A 14,515-nucleotide genomic window follows, 5' to 3' on the forward strand; every position below is an offset into this window, starting at 1 on the left:
TTATACTTCTACGAATAAAATTAGAACACAATTTAGTCAGACAAATAATATATGCTTTGGATGATATTACTAGACCTTTTTGTGAGCTTAGTTAGAATAAATAGAATTTTATGATTTAAGGATTCTCTATGACGTTTTCAGTAGTTGTGCTGGCTGCAGGTAAGGGCACACGAATGAAGTCTAAATTACCCAAAGTACTTCACCCCATCGCAGATAAACCTATGGTGCAACATATTATTGATACTGTGAACACCTTGGGGGCTGAAAACATTCATTTAATCTATGGTCATGGTGGCGAGCAACTGCAAGAAGCATTGGCTCATAATCAACTTAATTGGTGTTTACAAGCCGAACAATTGGGTACTGGTCATGCGGTTCAACAAGCAGTGCCTCATATTAACGATGACGAGGATGTGCTTATTTTGGTGGGAGATGCACCTTTAATTAAAGCACAAACATTGCAACAGCTTATTGATGTGAAGCAGCAATCTGATCTCGCACTATTAACCGTTGAATTGGCCGATCCTACAGGTATGGGACGCATTATTCGTGAAGGCGAAAACGTAAAAGCAATTGTAGAGCACAAAGATGCCACAGATGCACAACGGCAAATAAAAGAAATTAATACCGGTATGATGATCATGGGCGGAGCTGATCTGAAACGTTGGTTGTCTGCGCTAAATAGCGACAATGCTCAAGGGGAGTTTTATCTTACCGACGTGATTGAAATGGCCGCCAATGAAGGAAAGGTGATTAAAGCATCCCATCCCAGCAGTTCAGTGGAAGTTGAAGGGATTAATAACCGCAAACAATTAGCCATGATTGAAAGAGCTTATCAACTAGAAACCGCTGAAAACTTGCTAATGGAAGGCCTGTATATTTTAGATCCCCATCGTTTTGATTTGCGTGGTGAATTGTCGTTTGGCGTAGATTGCAGCATAGATATCAATGTGATTGTAAAAGGAAAGGTTGTTTTAGGGAACAATGTGAAAATTGGTCCCAACTGTATCCTAATTGACTGCCAAATAGGCGATGATACCGTTATCGAAGCAAACTCGATAATTGAACAAGCCGAATTGCATAACGGGTGTAGTGTTGGTCCTTATGGTCGGTTAAGACCTGGAGCGGTGATGCATGACAAATCTAAAGTTGGCAATTTCGTAGAGATGAAAAAAACCGTGTTGGGTAAAGGTTCCAAAGCCAATCACTTAACCTATTTAGGTGATACATTAGTGGGTGAAGGGGCGAATATTGGTGCAGGTACTATAACCTGTAACTATGACGGCGTGAACAAATCCAAAACCACCATCGGTGATGGCGCATTTATTGGTTCTAACAGTGCCTTAGTTGCGCCTGTCACAATCGGTAAAATGGCCACGGTTGGTGCAGGTTCAACGGTAAGCAACAATGTAGACGATCATGAACTGGCCATAGCGCGTAGCAAGCAGCGCAATATTCAGGGTTGGAAACGTCCGACTAAAAAATCCTAACGGATTCGCAAATAAATGTTTTAAAAGTAATACAATATTATCTATTGCTAACTAAAAACTTAAAAGTGCTAAGCTAAGACAGTCGCCAAGTATTTAAAGGCCTGAAAAAGGTCTTTAAAGCAAATAATTGGAAATAAATTCGAATATGTTTGAAAAACTCATTTCTAAATTGTTTAAGCGCACGGCGCCTAAACCTAAGCTTAAGCCAGCAACCAGCCCATCCTTAGCCAGTCAACCACTCACTAAAGGGGTTCCAGCAGTGACTTCGGCAAAGCCCGAGTCAGGGGAAACTACAGAACAGACTAGCCTTACAGAGCCCAATGTGTCTGACATTCCACTCCCGACAAAAAGTATTAAGATTAGCGTTACCTCATTTAACCGTTTGGAGTTTTTGTTTTACGATTATTTATTAGGGCCCTCTGCAACCACTACAACCTTAAACCCCTTGGAGCAATACATACTGACCCGGGTAAATCACGCCCTTAAAAGCCCGCAAGATGTGCTAACTCACTTTCCTGTTTTACCCCAGTCTGTATTAACGCTAACTAATTTATTAAATGATCCTGACTTTAATTTAACTGAATTCATCAAAGTCATTGAACAAGAACCCAGTATTGCCAGTGAACTGATGAAAAAGGCTAATAGCCCTGCTTATAAACGTGGCGACACTGAAATCACCGATCTACAAAAAGCGTTTATGTTGATGGGGGCCAAAGATATAAAAGAGTTTGTTTTAAATGGTTTTGTGAAAAAGTTATGTCATCAAAAGCCGGTATATTTTAAAGCATTTGGAGAAAAAGTTTGGTTGCACAGTCAAGAGGTTGCAGTGCTTGCAAAGTCTCTAGCCAAAGCTCGCAATTTAAATGCCGATGCAGCTTATATTATTGGTTTGATGCATGATTTGGGCAAAATCGTAATTTTTCAATTTATGGTGGAGGCTTTTCAAAAGAGTCACCCCGACTTCAAGCAAGATTCACTGGTGTTTAAGAAATTTCTGAGTCAGCGCTCAATGTTGCTTAGTGTGGAGCTTATGAAAATATGGGAAATGCCATCATTAATCATTGATGTGGTAAAAGACCAAACTATCTCTATAACTAACATCTCAGAGTTATCACCGCTTTCTGCAACACTTTTTGAAGCCAACCTTATGAGTGAGATCAGTCTCACCTTCCAAGCAGGTGATTACGATGAAGTAGCGTTAGAAGAAATGCTTGCAGAAGCATTATTGAGTGACCAAGCTAAAGACCTGCTCAGACATAAATTAGATATTTCCCCGTCTGTTGAAACTTAATGTGAAAATATCCAATAATTGTTATCTATCCCGGGTTAAATAACTTCTTAAAATCTCGGCTTCAATATCACCCACAGTAGGCTGATTATCTGGTGAACTTTCCATAAACATGGGGTTGTCAGTTTGAGAACCAAATATGGCTTCTACACCAGTAACACTAGAGGATTCTGATGCTAATGGTATATCTAAGCGTTGTTGTCGACGTTGTAATTCGTTCATTATTCTCTCTCGTTCCGCTTGTTCTCGTCTGCGTCTGCGAGCTTGCTCTTCTTGTATCTGACGTTGACGTGCTCGTTCATTCCAATAGCTAGCTCCCCCCCCAATGAGTCGATTTCCTAGCCAACCCACAGCTAAACCGGCAAGCAGACCAACCCCAAAGCCAATTGGACCTCCTATGGCGGTGCCAATTGCTGCTCCTGCCCAAGCTGAACTGCCACCAATCACAGCTGCACGGCCTGTTCGAACCACAATCTCAGTGGCAGAATTTTTTCTTCCATCGGTGGCAATATTGTAGGTTTCCATAACCGCATCTATTACCCCAGGCACAGCACGAGCACCTAATCGAGCCGCAACAGCTTTGGCCGAGGTAGCTTCTAGCCCCTCGGTTATTATCATTTGACCGGCTCTGGTACGCATGTAATGTTCACCAACTTCTGAAGCCGCGCCTGCGCCTCCCTCCAATAAGCCTAATTTGATTAAATGTGCTCGATAAGCAGGGTCATTTAAATTTGCTTGGTCATTCAATAGGTAATCTGCACCCACACCGATTGCAATTCCCAATCCAGTTGCTCTTGGTGCTTGTCGCAACGCAGTTGTACGCCTTGCTTGTTGCCAGTCTCCGGCTGAAAATTGCGCATCAGGCAGGTTAGCTTGTTGTATTCTTCGCATTTCTTCAATTGCTTGAGCGGTACTGGTATCAATACCTGCTCGCATATCTGTTGGAGTTCTATTGGGTAAGGTATCTAAAAAGCTTTCATACCATCTAATGGTGTTCGTGTTGAAATTAGGTATGGCAACAGCTCTTGATGCTGCCTGTTGTCCAATTTGTTGAATCAGGTTGTCGAACTGCGCTGGTGTGATTCGTCCGTTTTGCCTAGCTAGGTAGAGTTCAGCACCATTTCGTAGGGGGGGCGAACTATCGTTTAATTCAATTGGCCTGTTAAAACGGGTTGCTTTATAGATTGTTCTCATCGGTTCTAAATTCCAATTGGGTGATCTAGAAACTGTCCCTGAGTTGGTAAAGTCGGAACCTGTAGGGTTATTAAGTAGTGCTCTGTATTCGGCTAGATGATTTTCAGGTATCGCCAAACCTAATCCGTCACTCACTTGAGATAAAGTCATGTCAGGACGATAGGTACTAGCAAATCGCTTAAATTTTCTGGCGTCAGTATTCAGAATATCTTTGTGGCCACTTAGATAAGTCTTGAACCGGGTTCTCGCGCTTGGGCTGCTATAACTGGCTGTACCAGGGCGTGTTACTTTCACGGATAAATCTTGAAATGGTGAGCCCGAAGTCACTCGTATATCAGCAATTGGCACATTGCCCCGGGTAGCTCTAAATGGACGTAGCGGATCTCCCGACCATGTTCTGCCCGCATTATTGTAGTTGCTACCGGTTAAGCCTCTATTTAAATCTGATGGTGTAAATGCCTCACCTATATCTCCTGCTCTAACGTTAACGTTTCGGTAGGGGAGTGTTTGCTGTATAGCGCTGGCGCGAGGATCTATTAAGGAATAACCTCCGCTGTACGGGCGAATTCTGTCTTCATTACGATAGTTAATAGGAGAGGGCGAGCCAAATAGACTATTATCATTTCCCCCCGAATATAGGCGTATAGCCTCTGATTCTTCACGTATCAGGGCGGCCTCAGAAGCTCGTAGTCTGGCCACATATTCAGCTTCAGACATAATAGGAATATCGATGTCGGATAAATGATCCTGAAACTGTTGCTCTGACATAATTGGATCTGGAAAAGAGCGGTTTGGTGTACCAATAACGGATTCCGGATGTATGGAGATAATAAGGGCGACGCCATTATTATCTTTCAACATATAGAATTTTTCTGGTGTTGTTGAGGTGGCTGTTGTCATCCACAAATGTCCATATTCAACCCGCTTGGTCCGTTCGGCTTTCAAACGTCTTCGAAAAGTTTGATAAGCTGGAGTTTCCGGTAGGCTTACATTGCCATTACTAGCAAACCATTGCTCAACTCTAATCGATTCTACATTTAGCGTGTCGTTGCGCATTTCCTCTACGTTGTAATCATCTGGATTGAAGCTAAATTCATTTTCAGCAGGTTCACAAATTTCATCACCAGAATATTGTTCAACAGATTGTTCACTAAACAAGGAAGCTCCATCAGCTTCAGATGTTTGATTTACAGATTGAGCAAGGGACTGTGATTGCATGGAGGGTTCCAGTTCACAGATATCCTCTTCCGGGGTTCTTTGAATTTGCTTAGTACTGGATTTTTGTTGGGTATGGGTAATTTCGTGAGCCATTAGCCCTATATCGCTAGAACTTTGTTTTGATCCAAGAAAGATATGATTACCCAAGGTAAATGCTTTGGCGTTTAGATCCTTTGCTGCTCTGTTTGAGGCTGAATTATGGTGTACTCGGATTTGTGATAAATCATTGCTTAGAACTCGAGAAACTGGATGTTTGATGTCGTCAGAAACAGGACTGCCTTGATCGGGGTTTTTAACTATATTCTCAACTTGCTTAGTGATTTTGGGCTGGGATGAATTACTTCGCTGTTTTGTTCTTATCACTTGTGGATAGTGATCTGTGGATAAATTTACTTGAGAAGCGCGCTTGTTGGAATAACTAGGCTGATGCAAAACACTTTGTGCTACGGCGTCAGCCTCTTTTTCTAGAGAACTATTTGGATTTCCTACCTTTATAGTCGACGGTGGATGACCGTCGTTTGACCAGGTATCATTTATATAAGCAAGTTTCTGCCATGTAGGGTTGACCTTTGACGTTTTAAACTTAGGTTCTACCTTTACACTTTTGGATGGGGGTGTTTCATTGCTTCCCTTTGTGTTAGTTTTGCTAGTTGGATAGCTTGTTGTAGACACCTAGAACGATCCTTTTCACTTGTATGGTCCCCAGTACAATTAATTTTAGTCTAAAGCATACTGGTTGTACAAAAAACAATCAGGTTGTGTTCCTTAAACTTTTTCATCCGTTAAAAATACCCATGTATGAAACTAAATACTTGCAATTCGTAATTAATTATCTATTATTTCTTTCGTTTCGAAATTTAATTGCTTTCATCAATGGATATTATCGTGCAAAAACGCAATACCCAACAACGTCGTCGAGCCATCATCGAACGCCTAAATGAACAAGGGGAAGTGGCTGTAGAGGCTTTGTCTAAGTTATTTTCAACCTCAGAGGTGACAATTCGAAAGGACTTGTCTGAGCTCGAAAGTAATGGCTTACTGCTTCGAAAGTTTGGTGGTGCTGTGTTATTGCCTTCAGAATCTTCTGAATTAACCAACGAAAATCTTTCGAATCGAAAGAGAGCCATTGCGATTGCCGCTGCAACCCTTATTCAAGACCATAATCGTATTATTATTGATAGCGGAAGCACCACAGCAGCCTTAATACCTCACTTACCTGCTAAAAGGGGCTTAGTCATTATGACTAACTCACTGCAGGTGGCCAATACGTTATTGGAACGGGAAAATGAACCGCAAGTGTTAATGACGGGTGGTACTTGGGATCAGCAGTCTCATTCTTTTCAAGGGCAAATGGCAGAACAAATGCTGCGTGCCTATAATTTCGACCAAGCCTTTTTAGGTGCTGCTGGTTTAGATACCCAAAGAGGGTCTACCACATTTAATGAGTTAACGTCATTGAGTCGTACTATGGCAGAAGTGTCGAAGCAGGTCATCGTCATGGCAGAATCAGAAAAATTGCAGCGCAAAATACCCAATGTGGAATTGCCCTGGTCAAAAATATCGATATTGGTTACCGATGATGGCATCGATGACCAAGCTAAACATCAAATTGAACAGCACGGCGTAAACGTGATTTGCGCTCCAACCCTTGAAACACATTAGGAGAAGATTATGTGTGGGATAGTAGGCGCAATTGCCGAACGCAATGTAGTTGAAATATTGTTAGAAGGACTTAGACGTCTTGAGTATCGTGGATACGATTCTGCTGGTGTCGCTTTGCTAGATGGTAACGGACAATTAACTCGGGAACGTCAAATTGGTAAAGTGCAAGCATTGAGTGACGCCATAAAAGCCAACCCAATAAAAGGTTCTACAGGCATTGCTCATACACGCTGGGCTACCCACGGTGGGGTCACTCAGAAAAACGCTCATCCCCATTTTTCAGACGAACGTATTGCCGTGGTGCACAATGGCATCATCGAAAACTATGAAGATCTGCGCGCCGATTTGCAGAGTAAAGGCTACACCTTTGGTTCAGATACCGACACAGAAACCATTGCCCATACCGTGCATGAAGAACTGAAAAAAGGGAAAGATTTATTGCAAGCCGTGCAAGATTCTGTGAATCAGTTTCACGGTGCTTACGGTACTGTGATTATGGATAAAATGGACGCAGAACGAGTCATTGTTGCTCGCTCCGGTAGCCCATTAGTAATAGGTTTAGGAATTGGTGAGAACTTTATCGCATCAGATCAAATGGCTTTGCTACCCGTGACGCGCCGTTTTATGTTTTTGGAAGAAGGCGATGTGGCTGAAATTACTCGCACGTCCGTGAAAGTTTATGCAGCAGATGGTACTTTGGTCGAGCGTGATGTATTCGATTCAGATATTGAACATGATGCCGGTGACAAAGGTGGTTATCGCCATTACATGCTCAAAGAAATCCATGAACAGCCTACTGTTGTGCGCAATACACTGCAAAATCGATTAGGCGAAACCGATCTGGTAGAAGGGATATTTGGCGCTGGTTCAGAAGCGATTCTAAAAGATATTAAACATGTTCAGATTATAGCTTGTGGTACTAGTTACCACGCAGGCATGACTGCGCGTTATTGGTTAGAGCAATATGCAAATGTCTCGTGTAACGTCGAGATTGCATCAGAATTTCGCTACCGTAAATCTGTTGTGATGCCAAATAGCTTGTTGGTGACCATTTCTCAGTCTGGTGAAACGGCTGATACTTTAGCTGCCCTCAGATTAGCGAAAAGCGTGGGCTATATGTCGAGTTTGGCAATATGTAATGTGCCAGGCTCATCGTTGGTACGTGAATCCGACATGGCCTTTATGACCTTAGCGGGTGCAGAGATAGGCGTTGCCTCTACCAAAGCATTTACCACTCAGTTGACCGGCTTTTTAATGCTGACATTAGCTCTTGGAAAGTACAATGGTATGTCTGAAGACGATAAAAAGTCTATCGTGAGTGGGCTACATAGCTTGCCAGCTAAATTGGAAGAAACACTGAGTTTAACCGCTGGAATTGAAGACCTAGCCGAAGAGTTTGCCGACAAACAACACAGCCTTTTCTTAGGTCGTGGCGATCAATATCCCATTGCCATGGAAGGCGCGTTAAAACTCAAGGAAATCTCCTACATACATGCAGAAGCCTATGCATCAGGCGAACTAAAACACGGTCCATTAGCGTTAATAGATGATGAAATGCCAGTAATCGTTGTAGCACCGAACAATGAGCTACTCGAGAAGTTAAAATCAAACGTCGAAGAAGTCCGCGCCCGTGGCGGAATCATGTACGTATTCGCCGATAGACAAGCAAAATTCGCCAGTGACGACACCATGCGCGTGATAAACGTCCCACATTGTGAACCGGCTATCGCGCCTATCGTCTACACATTACCTCTGCAATTATTGTCATATTACGTTGCAGTGATAAAAGGCACGGACGTAGATCAACCTCGAAATTTGGCCAAGTCAGTTACTGTTGAATAGAGACTAAAAGGGCCGAAAGGCCTGTTGTGGGAGTGTAACAAAGATTCATACTAAGTAAAAAAGTATCATACTGAGTAATAGAGTTTCATACCGCAACGATCGCTTTGTACCAACACCACCGCACAAGCGGTGGTCTGCTTCTTAAAGTTTCCCAGAGTAATATGGACAACATATGTAGCGCACCGAATAAAATTAAGTTGTCTACTCAGTCACTGGAATTCGGTTAAATTTAATACCCAACTTGCGCATCTTTGACCGTAACGTGTTTGGATTAAGTCCAAGTAGCTGGGCTGCCCCTAAACGTCCCTCTACACGACCATTTGCGGCATGAAGCGCGCTGACTATATGTTGCTGGATTACTTCATTTAGTGTCGCAATACGCACTGGTGCATCACTCCTCATTTCGTCCATGCTTAATCTATTGTTGTTAACTGACGCTGCCTCTTTGCCCAGCGCGGCATCAAGTTCCAGTGTCTTACCCCGACCTAAGATTAGTGCTCTTTCGATAACAACTTGAATTTCACGCACGTTCCCAGGCCAGCTATATTCAACCAGCGCTTGTAATTGCCTTTGATTCGGATACACAGGAGGGAGCCCGAGCTTGATTGATGCACGTCGAACCATATGCTCAGCTAGCTCGGGAATGTCTTTAATTCGCTCACGGAGTGAGGGGAGATAAATAGGGAAAACATTGAGGCGATACCACAGGTCCTCCCTAAAATTTTTAGCCGCCACCATTTCGGCCAAATTTCGATGAGTTGCCGCAATGATTCGTACGTTTACATGCACATCGGCTTCACCACCGACACGGGTCAGGGTGCCTTCCTGCAACACTCTGAGCAAACGGACTTGGGCCTGCATCGATAGTTCGCCGACTTCATCGAGGAACAGTGTTCCGCCATTCGCTCGCTCAAACCATCCGCGCCGAAGTTTCTCTGCCCCACTAAAGCTCCCACGCTCATGACCAAATAGTTCAGAGTCTACTAGCTCGGGTGAAATTGCGCCGCAATTAACGCGAACAAAAGCTGCTTTTTTTCGTTCGCTTAAACAGTGTATGCGGCGAGCGATCACTTCTTTTCCAGAGCCAGTTTCGCCAAGTATTAAAACAGTGGTATCAGTTGGGGCTACAAGCGATGCTTTACGTAAAGTGTCAAACAGGCCGGCATTTTCACCGATTACTTTATCTTCAAATTCATCTTTTTCTGGATATTGAAGTGTCTGTCGCTGATTGGCTTCCAAGTTCCTAACCTTGTCTCAATAAAATTAAATCTACTATATATAACGGGAGTATTTTATTAAACTGCAATTATGAAATAAAAATGAATTTATTATTTCATAATTTAAAAAAAACCGTTTTTTCAATAAGATATATATTGGTATGTGTTGTGCTATGTGGTGGTTACTTGGACACAAATCAATGAAGCGAAAAAAATGCAAAAATTTGAAAAGCACCTTATATCGATATCTCTATCAGCGGCATTTACCCTTATATCTGCTCTTCCAGCTTATGCTGAAGATGATTCGGATGTCTATAACTTGGCAGCCACTCGCAACATGGAGACAATTTCTGTTACAGCGAGGAAAACTAACGAAGCGGAGAACACTGTCCCTATTGCGGTCTCAGTGTTTGATGATGAAGTACTCAGGGAGAAAGGCATTTTCAACGTCAGCCGTGTAGCTGAATTTACTCCTAGTCTTCAGTTTTATTCATCAAATCCCCGCAACACGGCTATTAACATTCGCGGCCTTGGATCACCCTTCGGCCTAACAAATGATGGCATCGAACAAGGTGTAGGAATGTATGTCGATGGGGTCTACTTCGCACGTCCGGCACTGGCCACCCTCGATTTTGTAGACGTTCAGCAAATAGAGGTGCTGCGTGGGCCACAAGGGACGTTATTTGGCAAAAATACCACTGCCGGTGCCATAAATATCCGCACACAGCAGCCTGAGTTTACACCTAACGCTTCAACAGAAATTAGCTTGGGAAACCTTGGCTATACACAAGTCAGGGGAAGTGTTACTGGCCCCATTTGGAATGATAAATTAGCCGCAAGAGTCTCTTTTTCAAGTACAAATAGGGATGGGGTGCTCTATAATGTTCGAACAGAGGACGACCTTAATGATTTAGATAATCTCACTCTGCGTTCCCAATTTCTCTATGAAGGCGGAGAAACGACCACGCTATTTAGCGCAGACTATACGCGTCAACGCCCAGAGGGATATGCTCAGGTTTACGCAAGAACCGCTCCGACGTTGCGACCGGAAAATCGTCAGTTAGAGACGATTATTCAAGATTTAAACTACCAATTGCCGTCTAAAAATCCGTTTGACCGGCTCACTGATACTGACACCCCTCATCGCTCTTATCAGGATATAGGTGGTGCTGCACTTACCATCACAACTCCTGTTTGGGGAGGAGAGTTGACCTCTATCACAGCCTATCGATTTTGGGATTGGGACCCAAGTAGTGACAGGGACTATCTCGGTTTGCCTGTAACTACAGTATCTGCCAATCCGTCTAGGCAAACACAATGGACGCAAGAATTGACCTATCAAGGGAGTCTCACCCCCTCTTTGGATGTCGTAAGTGGGTTATTCCTGTTCAATCAAACTATCGATTCTACTGGTAAACAGCAGCAGGGCGCGGCAGCAAGCCGCTTTTTACTGAACCCCACAGCCGCAGGCGCTGACAATCCCGCGTTACTTGACGGACTGACTCAGCTTTCAGATATTCAGTCTGACTTCAGTAGTTTTGCACTTTATACGCAGTTTATTTGGGAAATCACCGATGCATTAACCTTCAACCCTGGCGTGCGTTTTAACTACGATAGAAAAAGCGTCGATTTTAATCGAGTAGTAACAGGCGGACTTGAGACAAACGACCCCGCACTTATTGCCACTCAACGCAGCATTCTTCGACCGCAGCAGTATGGAGCAAGTAACTCAGACAGCAATATTAGTGTGAATCTTACGTTAGATGCCAAGTTGTCAGATACATGGAACAGCTATGTTACCTATGCCACTGCTTTTAAGTCTATAGGTCTGAATTTGTCAGGCGTGCCAAATAACGCGGATGGCCAACTGGCTCTTGAAGCCGCAACTGTTGCGCCTGAAGATGTTCGTCATTGGGAGTTAGGGTTTAAGTATGCATCAGGCAACGGACTAAACCTTAATATTGCAGCCTTCGATACCTTGATAGAAAACTATCAGGCCAATGTAGTGAATGCGCAGTTGGGGGTATTACGCGGCTTCTTAGCTAATGCAGAACGAGTGAGCGTATCAGGTGTTGAAACCGATTTTCGCGCCGAATTCGGTTCTGGTCTGAGTTTAAATGCCTCAGTTGCGTATACAGATGCACGCTATGACCGCTTTGTCGATGCACCCCCACCTATCGAACTTACTGGCGGCGTGCGTGTTTTTGATGCAAGCGGAACACGTTTGCCCGGTATATCTAAGTGGGCATCCACTGCAACATTGACAAAAGTATGGTCTGGGCAGCTATTTAATAGCTATGGGGAGTGGTTTATAAGCACAGATGTACAGTATCGCTCTGATTTCTCATCATCACCAACTTTCTCTGAATTTATGGTGGTTGATGCATATACGCTGGTAAATGCACAAGCTGGATTTAAAAGTGATAACCAGTGGAACGCCTTTATATGGGCAAGAAACCTTGCTGACACAAATTACTTCCAACTTCTATCGGCTGTATCTGGCGGTTCGGGCATGATCGCTGGACTTCCCGGTGATCCGCGTACTTTTGGTGTGACGCTCTCTTACCATTGGTAACAATCGCTTTTTGCAAATAGGATAACGCGGATTACACAGAATAGAGTCCGCGTTTTTTTAATTTTATCTGGTCAGAAATTATAAATTATGGATGTATCTGGATGGTTTACGTTAGCCCTGACATTCTCAGTGCTTTTAGTCTTGATAACAACAAGAATAGCTCCTCACGTTGTGATGCTCGCTGCAATGACTGTATTAAGCGTTACTGGTGTTTTATCACCTGCTGAGGCGCTAGCAGGGTTTAGTAACTCGGGATTGATTACCGTTGGGGTAATGTTTGTGATTGCTGCAGGCATTCATCATTCGGGAGGGATAGATATTTTAGTTAATAAATTCTTAGGCTCTCCCAAAAATCTGCGTACTGCACTGCTTCGTATTTTTATTCCGGTAGTACCTCTAAGTGCTTTTTTAAATAATACGCCAGTTGTTGCAACCATGATCCCAGCGATAATGACTTGGGCGAAAAAAAATGAATTGTCTCCATCTAAGTTGCTGATACCACTGAGCTACACGGCAATATTGGGAGGAACAATCACACTTATAGGAACAAGCACGAACTTAGTAGTAAACGGCCAGTATCAAAGCATCACCGGCAATCCTGGATTTGGCCTGTTTGATATAACGTTCATTGGTTTACCTGTTGCGATCGTTGGAATGATTTTTATCTACGTTATTTCTCCGTTCTTATTACCAAACACGCAAGAAAATAAACCCTTTTCAGAACTTAGAGAATTCACGCTTGAAGTGTGCGTTACTGACAACGGTCCACTTGTAGGCAAGTCCATCGCAGAAGCAGGCCTGAGAAATTTAAAGCGACTTTATTTAGTTGAAATAGAAAGAGCAAGCAAAACTCTCAGTGCAGTTTCGTCTGACGAAATACTGTATGGCAATGACAGACTAGTATTTGCAGGTCAGACAGAAGCGATTACCGATCTTTTAAAAATCAATGGACTTGAAGCTCCGCCATATCAGGGGGAGCCTGTATTAGACCAAAAAAAATCAGGTAGAGTGTTAGTAGAAGTTGTCGTTTCAACACATTGTGAGGCCGTAGGAAGCGCGATTAGGGATTCAAAATTTAGAAACAGGTATGGTGCAGCTGTGCTTGCGGTAGCGCGAAATGGGGAACGCTTAAAATCTAACTTAGGCGGCATAAAGATACAGTCTGGCGATACGCTACTTTTGGAAGCCAGACCTGCTTTCATATCGAGACAAAAGTACAGTAAAGATTTTCTACTAGTTAATGCTTTAGAGCACGAGCAGCCCAACCATGAAAAAGCTAACTTATCGTGGGGCATATTAATATGTGCTGTGTTATCAGCTTCGCTTGGCCTGACATCAATGCTAAATGCCGCACTTATTGGTGCTGGACTTATGTTAGCAACCGGATGTTTATCGATAAAGCAGGCAGAGAAAAGTCTCGATCTGGCGGTAATATTAACAATAGCAGCCTCTTTCTCGTTAGGACTTGCGTTGCAAAAAACTGGTGTTGCCAGTTTCATTGCGGATAACATTATAAGTATAAGTGCTGGCAACGCACTTCTATTATTAATATTGACCTATATTACAGTTTCAATACTTACCGAAATCATAACTAACAATGCTGCCGCTGTTTTAATTTTGCCGATTATTATTGAGATTACTGACAAGGCTACACTAAATTCTGAGCCTTATATCTTCGCTATCATGATGGCTGCTTCCGCTAGTTTTGCGACACCTTTGGGCTATCAGACCAACTTGATGGTGTATGGGCCCGGCAACTATGGGTTTAAAGACTTTTTAAAAATAGGCCTTCTAATGAATTTAATCATAGCAATAGCCACAGTGACAATATTGTCTTTATTTTGGAGCTTAGAGATAACCTAACAATGAAATTAATTGTTCGAAAATTTCAGGAGAAATAATGTGCAATGAGAAGCCGAATTCGTGGGAACTCCTAACCCAAATTAGTAATAAATATGGTACGATTTCCAAGTAATAAAGTTGCATACTAATGCAGTAAGGCCTATTCTCGCTTAACGGAGAAATGTGG

At 43.0% G+C, this 14,515-nt stretch carries 8 protein-coding genes; 6 read left to right on the plus strand and 2 right to left on the minus strand.

From position 1 onward, the window contains the following. The first annotated feature begins 128 nt into the window (after positions 1-128). Positions 129-1,490, plus strand: coding sequence for a bifunctional UDP-N-acetylglucosamine diphosphorylase/glucosamine-1-phosphate N-acetyltransferase GlmU (gene glmU / locus ACYVIL_RS12675; protein ID WP_460312662.1), 1,362 nt, complete (start codon positions 129-131; stop codon positions 1,488-1,490). Between the two features lie 145 nt (positions 1,491-1,635). After that, positions 1,636-2,781 carry an HDOD domain-containing protein gene (locus ACYVIL_RS12680; protein WP_460312663.1) on the plus strand — a complete coding sequence of 382 codons (1,146 nt, stop codon included), beginning with the start codon at positions 1,636-1,638 and terminating at the stop codon, positions 2,779-2,781. Between the two features lie 21 nt (positions 2,782-2,802). Here ACYVIL_RS12680 and ACYVIL_RS12685 read toward each other — a convergent pair whose 3' ends face one another. After that, positions 2,803-5,862: an eCIS core domain-containing protein gene (locus ACYVIL_RS12685; protein WP_460312664.1), complete on the minus strand. Its 3,060-nt coding sequence runs from the start codon at positions 5,860-5,862 to the stop codon at positions 2,803-2,805. 213 nt (positions 5,863-6,075) lie between these two features. Between ACYVIL_RS12685 and ACYVIL_RS12690 the strand changes: the two genes are divergently transcribed. Further along, on the plus strand, positions 6,076-6,852 hold the full coding sequence (locus ACYVIL_RS12690; RefSeq protein WP_460312665.1) for a DeoR/GlpR family DNA-binding transcription regulator: 777 nt from the start codon (positions 6,076-6,078) through the stop codon (positions 6,850-6,852). A 9-nt stretch (positions 6,853-6,861) separates the two neighbouring features. After that, positions 6,862-8,694, plus strand: coding sequence for a glutamine--fructose-6-phosphate transaminase (isomerizing) (glmS, locus tag ACYVIL_RS12695; protein WP_460312666.1), 1,833 nt, complete (start codon positions 6,862-6,864; stop codon positions 8,692-8,694). Positions 8,695-8,895: 201 nt separating this feature from the next. On the opposite strand, the gene ACYVIL_RS12700 is transcribed toward glmS, so the two are convergent. Then, positions 8,896-9,933, minus strand: a complete 1,038-nt coding sequence (locus ACYVIL_RS12700) for a sigma-54 interaction domain-containing protein (protein WP_460312667.1) — start codon at positions 9,931-9,933, stop codon at positions 8,896-8,898. A 192-nt stretch (positions 9,934-10,125) separates the two neighbouring features. On the opposite strand from ACYVIL_RS12700, the gene ACYVIL_RS12705 reads away from it, so the two are divergent. After that, positions 10,126-12,486 carry a TonB-dependent receptor gene (locus ACYVIL_RS12705; RefSeq protein WP_460312668.1) on the plus strand — a complete coding sequence of 787 codons (2,361 nt, stop codon included), beginning with the start codon at positions 10,126-10,128 and terminating at the stop codon, positions 12,484-12,486. 87 nt (positions 12,487-12,573) lie between these two features. Next, complete coding sequence (locus ACYVIL_RS12710; RefSeq protein WP_460312669.1) at positions 12,574-14,349, plus strand: SLC13 family permease; 1,776 nt, start codon at positions 12,574-12,576, stop codon at positions 14,347-14,349. Positions 14,350-14,515: the final 166 nt, after the last annotated feature.

The sequence above is a fragment of the Aliiglaciecola aliphaticivorans genome (assembly GCF_054782055.1).